Here is a 19,062-nt window from a genome sequence, read left to right on the forward strand (position 1 = left end):
AATTTTATTTTTTGAAAGCAGTTTAATTTCCTTGTGGACGTTGGACAATTAAAATGCCTCTTTTTACTTATAAGTTAACTTCGTAGGAATTTAAATAAAAACAATTTTTCTGGGGATGAAACTCTCGGTGAGACTTTTCTGAGGTAAGTGTAAAAGTGCAATGATGTAAATAAAGTGCACAAGATTAAGTAGTGTTATTAGACTTAATTGTAATATTAGATAAAGCTATAAACAATAAAATAAAAGATAAAACATGGAAGAGCTAAATACGGGCGAAAAATTTAACACAGGATACATAATTGGTATTTCATTTATTTCGGCACTTGGAGGCTATTTATTTGGATTTGATTTTGCGGTTATTTCCGGCGCATTACCCTTTTTGCAAAACCAATTTGGCTTGGATTCTTACTGGGAAGGATTCGCCACGGGCAGCTTGGCATTGGGGGCAATTATTGGATGCCTGATTGCAGGGAAAGTATCCGATCGATATGGACGTAAACCCGGATTACTTGTAGCCGCGATTATCTTTGCCCTTTCATCACTTGCCATGGCATTTGCATCGGGCAGGGATGTTTTTATTGTCGCAAGATTTGTGGCTGGAATTGGAGTGGGTATGGCTTCGATGCTTTCGCCGATGTATATTGCTGAGATTGCTCCCGCAAAATGGAGGGGTAGGTTGGTGGCTATCAATCAACTTAACATCGTACTGGGAATATTGGTTACAAATATTGTCAATTATTCGCTGCGAAACTATGGTGATGATGCTTGGCGCATCATGTTTGGTTTGGGTGCAGTTCCATCTGTCTTATTTTTATTTGGGTTATTGATTTTGCCTGAAAGTCCCAGATGGCTGGTACAAAATGGTAAAACGGAAGCTGCGTACAAAATACTAATGAAAATTGGGAACAAGCAATTTGCGGATAATGCTCTTGTTACTATCGAAAAATCAGTAGAGGGAGTAAATAAAATCAGTTTCAAAATGGCATTTAATAAGGTTTTTTTTCCAGCTGTTATGATTGGGATTGGACTTGCTGTTTTTCAACAACTATGTGGTATCAATACAGTATTTAATTACACCGCTAAAATTTTTAAAAGTATAGGAGCTTCACAAGATGATCAGTTGCAGCAAACTGTTTTTATAGGTTGCGTGAACTTGGTTTGTACATTGCTGGCGATGTTTTTGGTAGACAAATTAGGACGAAAGCCATTGATGCTAATTGGCTCAGGTGGATTAGCTATCCTTTATGTTGTCGTGGTAAATATGCTTGAAGCAAATTCCCCAAATGTTTCTTGGTTTTTGCTTATGGCAATCGGAATCTATGCCATGACACTAGCTCCCGTTACTTGGGTGTTGATTTCCGAAATTTTCCCGAACAAGGTTAGAGGAGCCGCGACTTCTATAGCGGTGCTTTGTTTATGGGCTGCTTACTTCGTATTGGTTTTTACATTTCCCATATTGTTTGAAAAATTTAAAGATGACACATTTTATATTTATTCCGGGATTTGCGTACTAGGCTTCATTTTTATATGGAAGAAGGTGAATGAAACTAAAGGAAAAACATTGGAAGAAATGGAAGATGTTTTTATAGGACATTAAAGAAAGTGGTTTTTTAAAATTTGAAAATTTTATTAATACATCAGATAATTAGTTGTCAATCAGACAATTTTAAATTTAATTAAAATGAAAATTAAACTAATACTTGTAGCCTGCCTTTTTCTCTTATCGGCAGATCTTGCTTTTTCTCAAAATAAAATAGGGCTGAGTGGTTCTTGGAACTTTCGGTTAGATCCAGATAATAGTGGAGAAAAACAAAATTGGTCAATGGGTAAATTTTCGGAGACGATTCAATTGCCAGGTACTACAGATCAAGGGCATAAAGGAGCCAAAACAATCGGACCCGATTATGGCATTCTTTCCCGAGAATACAAATACGTTGGGCCAGCTTGGTATAGCCGAGAAATAAATATACCTGCCAAATGGAACGGAAAAGATATTGAACTTTTTCTGGAAAGAGTAATGTGGGAATCGAAAGTTTGGATTGACGGAAAATTGTTGACCAAGGAAGACGCATTGGCCGTGCCGCATGTACACCGTTTGGGAAAGTTAACGCCTGGGAAACATATTATTACGCTTAGAATAAACAATGATTTGATTTATAACATAGGAGACAAAGGTCATGTTTATACGGAATACACGCAAAGTATCTGGAATGGAGCGGTTGGTAAAATGGAGTTGCGTGCGATAGAAGCGGTGCATATTGTAAATATGCAATTGTTTCCAGATGCAGATAAAAAGAAGCTTGACATAAAATTAAAACTTCGAAACCCTGAACCAATTAAAGTTATATATACGATTACGGATTTGCAAACTGGAAAAAAAGTATTTACGGAACAAAAAACAGTATCCAATACCGAAGAACAGACGCAAACATTGAAGATGAATTTCCCAATCAAATTGTGGGATGAATTCACTCCAAATCGGTATCGATTTACGGCCACACTTCAGAATGGAGATAAACAAAGTGCCAATTTTGGTTTTAGAAGTGTTAGTACTTCTGCTTCAAAGATTCTAATCAACAAGGCTCCTGTATTTATGCGCGGGAATTTAGATTGTGTACATTTTCCGCTTACTGGTTACCCTTCTTGTGATGTCAAAGAATGGGAGCGAATTTTTAAAATTTATAAATCGTATGGGCTTAACCATGTACGATTCCATTCCTGGTGTCCACCCGAAGCAGCTTTTGAAGCAGCCGATAAATTAGGTATTTACATTCAAGCCGAAACCATTTGGATTGATTGGTGGATGACATCAACGCCCAAAGATCGACCAGATATGTTGACAAAAGGACTGCCGGAAGGTTTAGGTAAAAATCCATCAGCCGATAAGTTTGTTCAGGATGAGTTGCAACGCATTTTGGATGCTTATGGTAATCACCCATCTTTTGTGATGCTTTGTATTGGCAATGAGTTGGGTAATTCAAATTTTGATGTGATGCAGCAATGGATTAAAAAGCTAAAAGAAAAAGATAGCAGAAGATTGTATTCTGTATCAACGGCAAGAAAAATTATGCCTGTGGACGATTTTAGCGTAACCCATAACATTCCTGGAGTGGGAGGAACTTATGGAATCCAGGGGCCACATACTGATTATGATTCGGAGAAGAATTACTCCAAAAGCAATATTCCCATCATTGGCCATGAGGTGGGACAATTTCCCGTTTATCCTTTATGGAGTGAAATAGATAAATATAAGGGAGTTTTGAAAGCCCGAAATCTGGAAAAATGTCGTGAATCAGCGATATCAAACGGACTCGTGGATAAAGATGCCGAATTTCATGCGGCAAGTGGTGCCCAACAAAGAGAATTATATAAGGCTCTGATTGAAAATTTTTACAGAACTCCATCTTGTGCGGGTTTTGAAATGCTCAGTATGCAGGATTACCAAGGACAGGGAGAAGCATTGGTGGGTTGGCTTGATGTTTTTTATGATGATAAAGGGACTACTTCCCCGGAATATTTTAGACAATATAACAATGCGGTAGTACCATTGGCAAGATTTAAGAAATTTGTTTGGGAAAATAATGAAAATTTTACGGGAACAATTCAGATAGCAAATTATAGCTCGGGTGATTTGAGGAATGATGTACAATGGGAATTAATAACAACCGATGGGAAACCAATCGATAAAGGAATAATCCAGAAAGTAACGATAAAAAGAGGGGAGCTAAAAACAATTCAGGAGATCAATGTACCGCTAGATGCTGTTCAGCAAGCCGTAGAAGCAAAACTTAAAATCAAGATTCCCGGTACTTCCTATCGTAATGAATGGTCCATATGGATTTACCCGTCAAGTCTTCCTGAAACAGCTTCTGCAACAGTTCTGGAGACCAATGTGATGGATGACAAAACAATGAAAGCATTACAAAACGGAGAGACTGTCGTACTATATGCTGCCAAATTGGGTAAGCAGGAATCCTTTAGACCCTTGTTTTTTGAGCCTCTATTTTGGTCCAATATTTTTTTTCCAGGACAGGAAAATACAACCCTTGGTCTAAGTGTAAACGAAAAGCATCCTGCATTTAAAAATTTCCCTTCCGCTTCCTATGGGGATTGGCAATGGGAATCAATCAGCAAGGGCAGGGCTTTTAAATTAGGAAATTGGCCAGCATCCATACAACCTTTTGCGCAACCCATCAGTGATTTTCATATAAACGAAAAACTAGGTTCCCTGTTTGAATGTCGTGTGGGTAAAGGGAGATTGTTGGTCTGTGGATACGACATTGAGAATAATAAGGCTGTTGTGGCAAAACAACTTCGATATAGTCTTTTGCAATATGTTAACAGCAGTGATTTTAATCCAATAATTGATGTAGAAATACCCCTTTTGCAAGCGACATTTCCTTTAATAAAAGAAGCCGAAAGTAAAGTTCCGGTCCCGGAAGAATTTGCCAATGCGTTGCTTTATGTAAAAGCAGGAATCAATGTTCCAAAAGAAACGGGTGAATATCCTTGGAAAAAAGAAATGGATGCTTCGGTGTTAAAACGGAACATGCAATACAATTTTAAAAATAATGAAAACCCTTCAATCTGGCGATGGGATGATAAAGCGGCTTGGTTTGCGAAAGAAATAGAAATAGAAATGAATGTGCCTCAAGGGGTAATTGGGGATTTGTATGTGCATTTTTCTGATTGGAATAAGGAGGGAAGAGAGGCTAAAATCTGGCTGGAAGGAAGAGAATCGGTTACCGGTATATTGGATAAGAAAGGGAAGTGGGTCAAGTTATTTGTGATGCGGGAAGATACCAACGATGGTAAAGTGATTCTGCGTACCAATACTCTATCTGGCAGCAATGTGATGATTGATGAGTTGATTTTTGTGGAAAATAAATAATAATAATTTAAGTGCAGATATGATCTGGCAGTAATACTGTTTTAATAATAAAAAATTAGTTTATGGACATAGTAAAAGTTTGGCAGGAAGAAATAATTATTCCGACTTACCCAGTTGGTAAACCCGAAAAAAATCCAGTCTTTTTAGAGAAAAGAGTATACCAAGGCAGTAGTGGTTCGGTATATCCGTATCCTGTGATTGAAAAAATACACAATAAAAAAATAGATAAAAAATATACGGCCTGTTTCTTAGAGAATGAATATTTGAAAATAATGATTTTGCCTGAATTGGGCGGAAGGGTACAGATGGCTTTTGATAAAGTAAAGCAACGCCATTTTGTATACTATAACCAAGTAATTAAACCTGCATTGGTTGGACTTGCCGGCCCATGGATTAGTGGAGGGATTGAATTCAACTGGCCGCAACACCATCGTCCCAGTACGTTTGATCCAGTTGATTTTAAACTGGAAGAAAACGCCGATGGCAGTGCTACGGTTTGGGTGAATGAAGTCGAACGAATGTTTCGTACCAAAGGGATGGCTGGGTTTACATTGCATCCGGGGAAAGCTTTTCTTGAAATAAAAGCACAATTGTATAATCGGACCACTTTGCCACAAACTTTCTTGTGGTGGGCGAACCCGGCAGTTAAAGTAAATGATGCCTATCAGTCGGTTTTTCCACCGGATGTAAATGCGGTTTTTGATCATGGGAAAAGAGACGTTTCGGATTTTCCGATTGCTACAGGAACCTATTACAAAGTGGATTATTCTCCGGGTACCGACATATCCTGTTATAAAAATATACCCGTACCCACATCATATATGGCCGTAAATAGTGACTATGATTTTGTTGGTGGCTATGAAAATGACAGTCGTGGTGGTTTGTTGCATGTGGCCAACCATCATATATCTCCGGGTAAAAAACAATGGACATGGGGTGATGGTGATTTTGGCTGGGCATGGGATCGTAACCTGACAGATGAAGACGGGCCTTATATCGAATTAATGACGGGTGTGTTTACGGATAATCAACCTGATTTTTCTTGGTTGCAACCACACGAAGAGAAATCTTTCACCCAATATTTCATGCCTTATAGTGAGGTTGGTATGGTGAAAAATGCGACAAAAGAGGCATTGGTACACTTATCGTTAAAAGAGGACGAAATTAAATTGATTGCCTACACAACGTCACTATTTTCAGATGCCAAATTGATTTTAAAAGCTGGAGAGGATATTTTATTTGAAACAACAATAGATATTTCTCCAACGAATGTTTTTCAAACAACCCTCCCAATCCAAAACAGAACCATTTATGAGTTGAAGGTTATTTTGAAAGATTCGGCTGGGAAAATATTAGTGCAGTATCAGGAAGAAACGCTTAAAGAAAAAGCCATGCCTGAAGCGGCAAAACCTGCCAAAATGCCTTCGGAATATGAAAGTGTTGAACAATTGTATTTGACAGGATTGCATCTGGAGCAATACCGTCATGCTACTTATAATCCGATGGATTATTATACAGAGGCACTTCGCAGAGATGAAAATGATGTTCGGTCTAATAATGCAGTAGGGCTTTTGTTGCTACGCAAAGGACAATTTGTTGAGGCAGAATCCTTTTTTAGAAAAGCAATTGAAACATTAATAAGTCGTAATCCTAATCCTTATGATGGAGAAGCGTATTATAATTTAGGGCGTTGTTTGCAATTGCAACAACGATATGATGAAGCGTACCGAATGTTTTATAAATCCTGCTGGAATGCGGCATGGCAAGATAATGGCTATTTTGGTTTGGCTCAAATTTCATGTTCACAGCAACGTTATGAAGATGCCTTAGAAGAAGTGGAACGTTCATTGATACGCAACAGTCACAATCATAAAGCAAGACATCTAAAAACTGCTTTGTTGCGTGTCTTAGGTAAAGAGGATGAGGCCATTGCCTATGCAACTGAATCCTTGAAGATAGACCGTTTTAATATTGGTTGTTTGCAAGAGTTGTATTTGATTACCAAAGAGGAAAATTGGATAGACACATTGAAGCAATTGCAACGAAATAGCTTGTTTAATTATTTAGAATATGCAACGGATTATGCGTGGGCAGGTTTGTATGAAGAGGCTATTTCACTTTTAAATACGGGTCTGGAATGTCCGCCTGATCTGCAGTCCAGTTATGGTGCGGGGGCAAAACCTTTGGCCTTGTATTATATGGGTTGGTTTCATGCTTTGTCTGGAAATAGTACCATTGCAAAGGAATACTACATAAAAGCATCAGTTATAGAGGGAAGCTATTGTTTTCCTAATGAATTGGAATCGGTATTGGTATTGCAGGCAGCGATAGCCTCAGATCCTTCCGATGCTAAAGCTCAGTATTATCTAGGAAATTTTTGGTATGCCAAAAGACAATATCAGCAAGCCATTCAGTGCTGGGAGACTTCGGTGGATTTAGACAGTAGTTTTGCCACAGTACATCGCAATTTGGCTTTAGCTTATTATAACAAAAGCAATCAGCCTAAGAAAGCGATTCAGTCTTTAGAAAAAGGTTTTGCATTAGATAAGTCGGATGCTCGTGTACTGATGGAACTGGATCAATTGTATAAAAAATTAAATTACAAACCGGAAAAGCGTTTGGAATTCCTTGAACAGCATCTGCCATTGGTATTAGATAGAGATGATTTGTATCTGGAAAGAATTACATTATATAACTTATTAGGCCGTTTTACTGAAGCAAAAGAACTCATCAGCGAACGAAAATTTCATCCTTGGGAAGGTGGTGAAGGAAAAGTAACTGGAGAATACCTGTTTTGTCATATCGAACTGGCTAAGCTCGCTTTGGAAGAAAGTAAATTTGAAATGACTTTGAAATTGCTGGCTGAAACTGACAGTTATCCACACAACCTGGGAGAAGGAAAACTTTCCGGCGCTCAGGAAAATCATATCAATTATTATAAAGGCTGCGCGCATCAAGGGCTTGGTCAATCGGTAGAAGCCAAACATTATTTTATGATGGCAACTCATGGTTTAAGTAAACCCTCGCAAGCTTTCTTTTATAATGATCAACAACCTGATACCATTTTTTACCAAGGTCTTGCATTGATAAAATTAGGTAGGCAGGAAGAGGCTAATAAGCGCTTTTCTAATTTGGTTGAATATGCAAAAGAGCACCAGAATGACCATATTAAATTAGATTATTTTGCTGTATCGCTTCCTGATCTTTTAATATTTGACGAAGACTTAGATATTCGCAATAAGATACATTGTTATTATTTGATGGGTTTAGGTTATACGGGATTGCAACTGCAAAATGAAGCAAAGGATTCTTTGCAAAAAGTATTAGAACTAAATGGAAGTCATCAGGGAGCAACGGCACTTGGTAAAGAAAGAAGTGTTCTAAGTAGTAAATTATATTAAATGCGGATTATACGGTTTGATCTTATGTTTTTGAAACTTTTTTGCCTTTAAATTCAAATGTTTTATAATTTTTCACTTAAAATTCAAGATAATATGCACAAACTGGTAGGTACTGATATGTAATATAAAGGATATGTTTTATTTTCGGATTTTTATTTGCAGACGAAAAATTTAATCAATTTGAATGCTTGAATTAAGTTGTATTTATAACTTAGTCAGCGACACTTAAAATAAAATTCATGAAAAAAACAATTGCACTTCTATCCTTGCTTTTTATTGTCGGCAAGGCATTATCTCAAGACTTGCCTGCCACTGGACGGGCTCTTGTTACGTCAACAGATTTTAAAATAGGGGAAAATGATTTTCTGCTAAATGGAAAACCCTATGTGATTCGCTGCGGAGAAATGCATTTTGCCCGCATTCCCAAAGAATATTGGGTACACCGCTTGAAGATGGCCAAAGCAATGGGCTTGAATACAGTCTGTGCGTATTTGTTCTGGAATATGCATGAACCACAGCCGGGACAGTTTAATTGGTCCGGAATGGCAGATGCCGCTGAGTTTTGTAAGCTTGCCCAAAAAGAAGGTCTGTTTGTAATCCTGCGCCCAGGACCCTATGCCTGTGCTGAATGGGATTTTGGTGGTTTTCCTTGGTGGCTGCTTAAAAAGAAAGATATTAAACTGCGTACGCAGGATCCTTATTATTTAGAGCGTTGCCGTATTTATTTAAACCAAGTGGGAAAAATATTAGCGCCCTTACAAGTTACCAATGGCGGTCCCATTATTATGACCCAAGTGGAAAATGAATATGGTTCCTATGGAGATGACAAGGAATATATAGGTAAGATTCGGGATTATTTGGTGGAAGCAGGTTTTAAAGTTCCTCTTTTTACCTGTGATGGCCCATCACAATTAAAAAATGATGTACGTGATGATATCTTTAGTGTAGTCAATTTTGGAGGTAATCCCGAGTCTGGTTTTAAGGCATTACGTGATATTCGACCTAAAGGACCTTTAATGTGCGGCGAATATTATCCGGGTTGGTTTGATTCATGGGGGACAAAACACCATACCGGTTCCATTGCCAATGTGGTTAAGGAAATCGGTTATATGTTAGATCACAAAGCTTCTTTTAGTATTTATATGGCCCACGGAGGAACGACATTTGGACAATGGACAGGAGCCAACAGCCCTCCTTATTTACCCCAGACATCCAGTTATGATTATGATGCACCAATAAGCGAAGCAGGTTGGGATACAGAGAAATTTTATGCTTTGCGTACCCTCTTTTCGAAATATTTACAGGAAGGGGAAACTTTACCGACAGTGCCTGCAAGAAATCCAATCATAAAAATTCCGGCATTTACCACTACTGAAATTGCTCCTTTATTATCTAATCTTCCAGCATTTGTTAATGATATGAAGGTAAGAAATATGGAAGAATACGACCAAAGTTATGGAAGCATCCTTTATCGTACAAAATTGTCAGGCGGAGCGGCCGCCACTTTAAATATCCAGGAAGTACATGATTTCGCATTGGTATTTATTAACGGAAAAAAGATTGCCACGCTTGACCGAAGAAAAAATGAAAACAGTTGCAAATTACCGGCGACAAAAGCTGGGGATGTATTGGATATTTTAGTGGAAGCCATGGGACGGGTAAACTATGGCGGGGCATTGCACGACAGGAAAGGTATAACTGATAAAGTTTTATTAAGCGGATCTAATGGCAATGTCACAGAGTTAACTAATTGGCAAGTATATCCAATTGCATTAAGCAATGATGGGGCTCCTTCGTATTTGAAATTTAAACTTGGCAAATCTACGATGCCTTCCTATCACAAAGGAACTTTTTCTCTTAGTGAAATAGGTGATACGTTTCTTGATATGAGCACTTGGGGTAAAGGATTGGTTTGGATAAACGGGCATTGTCTGGGAAGGTTTTGGAACATTGGTCCAACACAAACAATGTATGTTCCGGCTCCTTGGTTAAAAAAAGGCAGCAATGAAATTATTATTCTGGATTATACTGGTCCAATAAAAAATATATTGGCTGGTTTGGAAATTCCTAAACTGGATGAACTGGCTCAAAAGGCAAAAAATGAGAAGCACCGCAAAGATGGTCAAACAATCCAATTGGCAGGCATTGCGCCAATACATCAAGGGACTTTTAATCCGGGGATCGAATGGCAAACAGTAAAATTCAATAGTAATAAAGGGCGGTACTTTTGTTTAGAGGCATTGAGTTCCCAAAAGGATAATGATCCTTATACCTCCATCGCCGAATTGTATTTATTGGATGAAAATGGAAAAGAGATTCCCCGAAATAAATGGAAAGTCGTTTATGCTGACAGTGAAGAAATGGATGGGGATGACGGTAAGGCGGATAATGTTTTTGATCTTCAAAGCACTTCTATCTGGCATACGGAATGGCAAGGAAAATCACCCAAACACCCGCATCAGATTGTAATTGATCTTGGAACAGAAACAAATATCAGCGGTTTAAAATATTTACCTCGCCAAGATGGTCCCAACGGAAGAATCAAAGATTTTAAAGTATATATAAGCAAAAGCAATTTCACTGGTTTATAAAGTATATTAGGAGTTTTTTCTTTTGAAAGACAATTAATGATTAAACAAAGATAATATTGAATTAATATTTAAACAGCAGACATTATATCTTTCGATTTCTAAAAGTGTATGAATTTAATAAAAAGACTGAGAGGATGACTGCTGTATTTAAGTAGGGAATGAAATCATCTTTTTTAGTAAATTGTTATGGTTTTCATTAATATTTTATGTTATTAAAATGATAAAAAAAGTAATGTTGTTAGCTCTCTTTAGCGGAGCAGTATTTTGCGGGAATGCGCAATCCAAAATTGATCCTACAACCATTAAAGAAAAAATGCAATGGTTTGAAGATGCTAAGCTAGGAATCTTCATCCATGCCGGAATTTATTCGGTGGCCGATGTTTCGGAATCTTGGAGTTTTCATAACGGAAATATTTCGGTTGAAGATTACATGAAACAGCAAAAAAGTTTCACTTTAAGCAATTACGATCCTGCTGCTTGGGCAGAAATGATCAAAGACTGTGGGGCCAGATATGCGGTAATCACAACCAAACACCACGACGGTGTAGCGATGTACGACACCAAATTGGGGAAACTGAGTTCGGTAAAAACATGTCCTGCCAAAAAAGACATGATAAAACCTTTATTTGAAGAATTGCGTAAAAGAGATGTGAAATGCGGAGCCTATTTCTCATTAATTGACTGGACACACAATGATTATCCTGATTTTTTGAAGGATAAAAAGCGTTATGATATCAAAAAAGAACCGGCTCGATGGGAACGTTTCCAGAAATTCTTTCAGGGACAAATCAAAGAAATCTCTGACTGGTACAATCCTGATTTGTGGTGGTTTGATGGTGACTGGGAGCACAGTGCCGATGAATGGCAGGCCGAAAAAACACGTAAAATGATGTTAGACAGAAACCCAAATACGATTATCAACGGTCGTTTGCAGGGGTATGGTGATTACGATACTCCAGAACAAAATTTCCCTGTGGTGCGTCCTGCATCCAAATGGTGGGAATTGTGTATGACCATGAATGAAAACTGGGGTTACCGTGTGAGCGACACCAACTGGAAGACACCTTATGAAATAATAACTATATTTGTGGATGCGGTTTCAAACGGAGGAAATTTATTGTTGGACATTGGACCAAAACCTGACGGAACCTATCCGGAAACTGTTGTTTCTACATTGAAAGAATTAGGCGATTGGAACAGAAGAAACGGAGAAGGTATTTTCGGAACCATTCCAGGAATTCCACAAGGGCATTTCTACGGACCAACGACACTGTCGAAAGATTCGAAAACACTTTACTTATTTGTTCACGGAAAAACTTCTGGACAAGTAATGTTGAAAGGGCTAGATAACAAAATTCAGGATATTACTGTTTTGGGTTCAAATAAGAAGCTGACTCATAAAGTAGTGGGTAAAATCTCTTGGAGTGCTGTTCCTGGATTGGTTTACATCGATTTACCGGAAAATGCTATCGATAAATATGTGACTTGTATCAAAGTAACATTAGACGCACCAATCAAATTATACAGAGGTCATGGTGGTTTCTTGACAAATTAAAAAAAAAATGAAAATGTCATCTTCATTTTCCGGAGATGACATTTTTTTATTAAATTTACTTAAACGATTTAGTATTAAATCTACATGATTTGTAAACGAATCACTAATGAAGATTTTATTGCTTTTTTTTAGAAAAAAATGACTAGAATTAGACAATAGACCTGTAGAATTAAATATAAAAATAAATATATAAACAAATAAATTAGTTAAATATGGTAAAGTCATTTTTCTTTTCACTTCTTTTATGTAGTGCATTATCATTTGCCCAGGAAGTGAAAATCATTCCTCAGCCAGCCGAAGTCATTACAAATACAGGCAATTTTGTTATTAGCCCGAAAACAAGTTTGGTGGTTGCTAACAAAAAGGACAAAGCTACAGCTACCTTTTTTAATAAATATTTATTGGAGTATTATGGATTTGAATTACCCGTAGTTCAAAAAGCCTCTAAAAACAGTATTAAATTTAAAAGCCTTAAAAATATTGATGGGCTTAAAGGAGAAGGTTATACTTTAAAATCGGATAAAGAAGGTGTGTTGATTGAAGGAAATTCAAATCAAGGAACTTTTTATGGAATGCAAACTCTGATTCAATTGCTTCCAATAGAAAAAAGTAGTAGTTTGAAAATTGCTTCTGTTAATGTAAAAGATGGACCACGTTTTGCCTATAGAGGTTCGATGTTGGATGTAAGTCGTCATTTTTTTCCGGTTTCATTCGTTAAAAAATATATCGATTACCTAGCGTTGCACAAACTAAATTATTTTCATTGGCATTTAACCGAAGATCAGGGGTGGAGAATCGAAATAAAAAAATATCCTAGACTAACTGAAATAGGTTCTAAAAGAAATGGATCTATCATAGGCAGATATCCAGGTAAAGGAAGTGATAATACACCTGAGGAAGGTTTTTATACTCAAGAACAAGTAAAAGAGATTGTTAAATATGCTTCAGACCGATTTATTACGGTAATTCCGGAAATTGAAATGCCGGGTCATAGTAGTGCCGCAATTGCAGCCTATCCGATGTTAAGTTGTTTTCCAAACGAAAAAACAGTTATACCTGCCAATATGATTTCTGAAAAAAGTAAACAGCAATTAGCAAGCGGTAAGATAAAACTGGTTCAGGAAACATGGGGAGTTTTTACGGACGTATATGCTCCAACCGAGTATACTTTTAAATTTTTGGAAGATGTTCTTGATGAGGTAATGGCTTTATTTCCATCAAAATATATCCATGTTGGAGGAGATGAATCTCCTAAAGACGCTTGGAAAAGAAGTGAATTTTGTCAGCAACTAATAAAAGAGAAAGGCTTGAAAGACGAGCACGGACTTCAAAGCTATTTTATTCAACGCATGGAGAAATACATTAATAAAAATGGGAGAACACTAATAGGATGGGATGAAATTCTTGAAGGTGGTCTTGCTCCAAATGCCATAGTGATGAGTTGGAGAGGCGAAGAAGGCGGAATAGCTGCGGCCAAAGAAAATCATAAAGTGATAATGACTCCGGGAAGTCACGTATACTTGGACCATTCTCAAACTAAGGATGAAAAAGAAGTTACTATTGGAGGGTTTACAAACTTAGAGAAAATATACAGTTACGAGCCTATTCCTAAAGAATTGAATGAGCAACAGGCAAAATTTGTATTAGGTGCTCAAGGAAATATTTGGACAGAATATATGGTTAATCCTGCCAAAGTGGAGTATATGATTTTTCCTCGTTTGAGTGCATTAAGTGAAGTGTTGTGGTCACCAAAGGAAAAGAAAGACTGGCCTGTTTTTCAGACCAAAATTGAAACGATGAAAAAAAGATATGATATGTGGGGAGCTAATTATTTTAAAGAAAAATAATATTCTTTTCAATTTGAATATCGCATAATTAAAATGCCCTCCAATTTTTATTGAGAGGGCTTTTTTATATGATAATGTTATTTATGGTTCGGGTTTTAAGGCTTGAATTTATTTTACCGTTACCTTAATGATTTATTTGATTGTAACTTTTAAAGAACTTTTTGAAAAAAATCAGAATAAAGGGAAAGGTTATTTGATTGTTTTTTAATGATTTAAAGCGTTCAACTTCCGTTGGGTATGAGCCAAATTCAGAATTATAAGTTTTTTCGTAGTTATATACTATTTAATGATTAATTAAATTAAAAATAGATTGAATGATCAATTAAATTATTAATATTGCCTTGCTATTTATAAGAAAATTTCAAAAAACAAGAAAAATATTAACTGTATAGTAATTTTTTGGATAATAAGGAATCAATATCAAATCAGTTGCCAAATGAGGAAACATTGTTTTCTCTAATGGATAGGTATTATAACGAACTGTTTCGTTATGGTGTTAAATTTACGGCTGATGTGGAGATGACTAAAGATGCCCTGAATCAATTTTTCATTCATTTATGGGACAATCGGGATAAATTTCAGCATGTTGATAACCTAAAAGCATATTTGTTTGTTTCTTACAAAAGGAGTTCATCCTCCTACAGCAGATCATTCGTATCCTATTATAATTGGCGGTGGACCAAAAGAAGGCAACCGTACTTTAATAAAAGTACAAGCAGATATGGAAAGCCTGAATGTAAGCATGCTAAAAGATGATGGAACTGAAGTAGGGAACTGTTTTATAAATAGTAAAAGATAGCAGGCGAATCTTTTATGTAAACGATTGATAGAACATAAGTTTAATTCAAGTTAATTATAAAGGATGTTTTAACCCTTGATTCGTATTAAATATTAATAAATTGATTAAACAATTTACTTATTGCATTTTTTTCTAGCTGTTGCGTTAAAAAACAGAAACCGCATATAATTTGTAACATATAACCAATTAAAATACTATGAAAAAATTATTATTAATTTTGATTGCCTTTGGATTTTTATCGAATGTTTCTGCGCAAACAGTGACAACAAATAAAGCGTCTTACACTATAGGAGAAGCAATAACAGTAAATTTCACCGGTTCAACAACCGCAAAGGATTGGATTGGATTGTTCCTGCAAACCACAACACCGGCCTCAGATACTAATGTAGGTTGGCTTTACACTAGCGGAACACAAACAGCCTCCAAAAAAAATATTGCAAGCGGAACAATTACTTTTTCCGCCGGTATTGCAACAGCCGGTAATTACAAAGTATGCCTTTTAGCAAATAATGGTTATACCATCAAGGCTGCGGTTAATTTTACCGTTACAGCTGCTTCTGCAGTTCCGGTTGCCGCTTTTACGGCTAGCCCAACTTCAGTAGTAACAGGTGGTTCAGTGACATTTTCAGATCAATCAACTGGCACACCAACTTCATGGTCGTGGTCATTTATTGGTGGAACTCCATCAACAAGTACAGCAAAAAATCCCACGGTAACGTATAGCACAAATGGTACTTATGCGGTTACACTTACGGCTACTAATGCTAATGGAACAAACACATTAACTAAAAATGGCTATATTACAGTTGCTGCACAAGGAGCAAATATTAGCCTAAAAGTGATGCAATTTAATGTTTGGCAAGAAGGAACATCAGTAGCAAATGGGATGACTTATATTAGGGATGTAATCAATTCGGTAAATCCTGATATCGTTTGTTTTTCGGAAGTTCGCAATTATACTGGCGATTGGACAACAAAAATTGTAAATGATCTTGCGGCTGTTGGTAAAACCTATTATAGAGGATATGTAGCTGGTTCTGATGTTTCCATAATCAGTAAATATCCTATTTCTTTATCGGGACCAGTGTTGGCAGGTGCTTTAGTAGTTTATAATGTGAATGTAAATGGAACAACTGTTGTTGTTTGTCCATCGCATTTAGATTACACCTATTATGCGACCTATTTACCTCGTGGATATGCTTGCGGTGGTTCAGGAAGATATGCCGGATGGAATGCATTATCTCCTTTTGCACCAGAAACTGGTTTAACGGCAATTTCAGGTCAAAATCTAGGTTCTCAAAGAGACGAACAAATCGCAGCTTTTATTTCGTACATGCAAACAGAAACGCGTCCGATCCTATTATTGGGTGATTTCAATGAGCCTTCTTACTTAGATTGGACTTCAAGACAAGCAAATTTATACGATCATCATGGTGTGGTTTACCAATGGGACACAACTCTTTCCCTTAAAAATAATGGCTTTACCGATGCGTACCGTCAAGTGTATCCTGACGAGGTGTTAAACCCGGGAATTTCGTGGCCAGCAGTTGCAACAGGAGTAGGAAGTACCAGTTGGACCCCATTGAGCGATGAACGAGATCGTATCGATTATATCTTCTATAAAGGTGCGGGTGTAACGGCTACTGCAGCAGCTTTAGTAGGACCAGTAGGCTCCTATGCTTATAACCTTGCAACAACTGCAGGTAATGGAAGTGATATTTTCGAAGCATCAACCTTGCCTTGGCCATCTGATCATAAAGCGGTGGTTGCAACTATCTCTATACCTGCTACTATTCCTGCCACACTACGCGAAAAAAATAGCGAAAAATCTTTAAAAAATTCTTTTTTAGAAATTAAAGCCTATCCAAATCCATCAAATGGATTTATAACTTTAGTTTCATCAGAGAATGCTTCTACACAAATTATGGTTTCAGATTTAGCAGGAAGAGAAATTTTTAATAAGACCATTAATTTAACCGCGAATGATCAAAACAGATTGGATTTAACCGCATTTTCAAATGGAGTTTACTTCATAAAAGTTGACTCGCAGAATAAAACACAAACGATAAAAATTATAAAAGAATAATTGAAAATCTATTATAAAAGAGTAACGGTCTTTCATCATTTTGGAAGACCGTTTTTATAATTCATATTAATGTAAAAAAACTATGAAAAAAAAAATCCTATTTCTATTAATGATTTTTGTGCTTTCGTTTCAAGTAAATGCACAGACATCATTAAATCCGAGCTTAGTTGCAGGCTGCAAAGGTTCGTGGTCATTTGATAATACGGGTAGTCTTTGGGTAGACGGTTCAAGTACTCATCCCTTAGTCCCAAAGGGAACTGCACCCACAACAAGCTCCTTGCAAAACCCTACTGTGACTTACAATACGCCAGGGACTTACGCTGTTACTTTAACAGACACCAATTTAATGGGCTCTGGTACCCTTACAAAAACCGGATATACCACAGTTCAGGATAATTTGAATTTAGCTTTGAATTTGGATGGTAATGATAACAATTGCCGTATTGGTATGGATATAATCAAAAGTAACTGGACACTAGAAGCCTGGATAAAAGGAGATGCTTCTGCATGGAGAGCTACTGAAGCAATTATTGGATGTGGCGGAGAATATGGAGACATTAATACCATTACTCAATTGCCATTGGCAGTTGTAGGAGGGAAATTATCCTGTTCAGGTGGCAATCTGCTTTCTCCAAACGTGTTGGATAATAATTGGCATCACGTTGCTTCTTCTTGTGATGGTACTACTACAAAACTTTATTTGGATGGAGTTATGGTGGCCAGTATTGCTGCTAAATACGATATTCTTCCCGGCGCAATAGGGGTGAAAATTCAAGACGCTACCACTTTTGGCGGTATGATTGACGAAGTAAGGATCTGGACAACGGCTATTCCTATAGCTACTTTAAACACTTGGAAGGGAAAACCGATTAACAAAACGCATCCAGATTATGCCAATTTAAAAGGATACTATACTTTTGAAGACATGACCGATGAGACAGCCATTAATCTAGTAGGAAAAGGACATTTGCCTTTTCACATGAGAAACGGTCGTACTTTGCAATATGGTACTTTGCCATTGGCTTATCCAGCAGTAAATAACAATCCAGCATTTGTAACTCCTGTTGATCAAGAAATTTGTAGTGCAACAACCATTCAAAGTGAGTGGGATGCAGATAAAGGCGCCTTGAATAATCAGGCTTTAAAGTTACGCATCGCGATAAATGGAAATGTAAATCCATTTAAGCTAACTGAACTTAATCTTAATTTTGCAAACACCACTAACTTATCGGATATCTCAAAAGTGCATGTTTATTATACTGGTCAAACCGCACGCTCGACAACTAAAGTTGAATTATTTGGTACTGGAACAACCCCTTCAACTCTAATCACTCTAACAGAACCATTAGCTTCTGCACAGACTTTGAAATCGGGTGTGAATTATTTTTTGGTGACCTTCGACGTAAGTAGCACAGCCACATTGGGGAATACGCTTATGGCCTCTGTTCCCTCTTTTAAATTGAATGGAAGCTCATATATCCCTGAAGAAAACACTTCGAATGTTCGAAAAACGGTAACAACCAACAGTACCAATGATCCAAACGTTCTAAAAGTTTTGCAAACGAATATCTGGCACGGTGGTGTTCATGTAGGATTGGACGGTATAGCAAGAATTAAAGACATGATCATGGCAACCAACGCAGATGTTATTACTATGCAAGAAGGGTATGGGGCACAACAAAGAATAGCTACTGAGTTGGGTTATAATCTGCAAACTGAAAGTTCAGGTGATAATTTGGCACTTTTTTCTAGATATCCAATGACTAAAATAACTTCGGCAAAAACATTTAATTCAAACCTTGCAAAGATTGCAATGCCAAATGGAAGGAAAGTGCTTATTAACGACTGGTGGTTGCGTTAGGCTTCGGAGGAGAATGATTATGCCGATTATT

The 19,062-nt window shown here is 37.1% G+C and carries 9 protein-coding genes; all 9 read left to right on the forward strand.

Features of this window, described 5'->3' with window-relative positions:
* The first annotated feature begins 253 nt into the window (after positions 1-253).
* The 9 genes from ACNQGX_RS12960 (at position 254) to ACNQGX_RS13000 (ending at position 19,031) form a co-directional block, all read left to right on the forward strand.
* Entirely contained in the window at positions 254-1,597 is a 1,344-nt protein-coding gene (locus tag ACNQGX_RS12960) for a sugar porter family MFS transporter (protein WP_417976872.1), read from the forward strand.
* Positions 1,598-1,681: 84 nt separating this feature from the next.
* Positions 1,682-4,891, forward strand: coding sequence for a glycoside hydrolase family 2 TIM barrel-domain containing protein (locus ACNQGX_RS12965; protein ID WP_417976874.1), 3,210 nt, complete (start codon positions 1,682-1,684; stop codon positions 4,889-4,891).
* A gap of 62 nt (positions 4,892-4,953) precedes the next feature.
* Positions 4,954-8,292, forward strand: coding sequence for a DUF5107 domain-containing protein (locus ACNQGX_RS12970; RefSeq protein WP_417976876.1), 3,339 nt, complete (start codon positions 4,954-4,956; stop codon positions 8,290-8,292).
* Between the two features lie 239 nt (positions 8,293-8,531).
* Positions 8,532-10,883, forward strand: coding sequence for a beta-galactosidase (locus ACNQGX_RS12975; RefSeq protein WP_417976877.1), 2,352 nt, complete (start codon positions 8,532-8,534; stop codon positions 10,881-10,883).
* Positions 10,884-11,100: 217 nt separating this feature from the next.
* Positions 11,101-12,438 carry an alpha-L-fucosidase gene (locus tag ACNQGX_RS12980; protein WP_417976879.1) on the forward strand — a complete coding sequence of 446 codons (1,338 nt, stop codon included), beginning with the start codon at positions 11,101-11,103 and terminating at the stop codon, positions 12,436-12,438.
* 212 nt (positions 12,439-12,650) lie between these two features.
* On the forward strand, positions 12,651-14,285 hold the full coding sequence (locus tag ACNQGX_RS12985; protein ID WP_417976881.1) for a beta-N-acetylhexosaminidase: 1,635 nt from the start codon (positions 12,651-12,653) through the stop codon (positions 14,283-14,285).
* Between the two features lie 610 nt (positions 14,286-14,895).
* Positions 14,896-15,084, forward strand: coding sequence for a hypothetical protein (locus ACNQGX_RS12990; protein WP_417976883.1), 189 nt, complete (start codon positions 14,896-14,898; stop codon positions 15,082-15,084).
* A gap of 196 nt (positions 15,085-15,280) precedes the next feature.
* Positions 15,281-17,170 carry an endonuclease/exonuclease/phosphatase family protein gene (locus ACNQGX_RS12995; protein ID WP_417976885.1) on the forward strand — a complete coding sequence of 630 codons (1,890 nt, stop codon included), beginning with the start codon at positions 15,281-15,283 and terminating at the stop codon, positions 17,168-17,170.
* Between the two features lie 82 nt (positions 17,171-17,252).
* On the forward strand, positions 17,253-19,031 hold the full coding sequence (locus ACNQGX_RS13000; RefSeq protein ID WP_417976887.1) for a BNR-repeat neuraminidase N-terminal domain-containing protein: 1,779 nt from the start codon (positions 17,253-17,255) through the stop codon (positions 19,029-19,031).
* The last annotated feature ends 31 nt before the right edge of the window (positions 19,032-19,062 follow it).

Source organism: Flavobacterium glycogeni (genome assembly GCF_048286775.1).
Lineage (GTDB): Bacteria > Bacteroidota > Bacteroidia > Flavobacteriales > Flavobacteriaceae > Flavobacterium.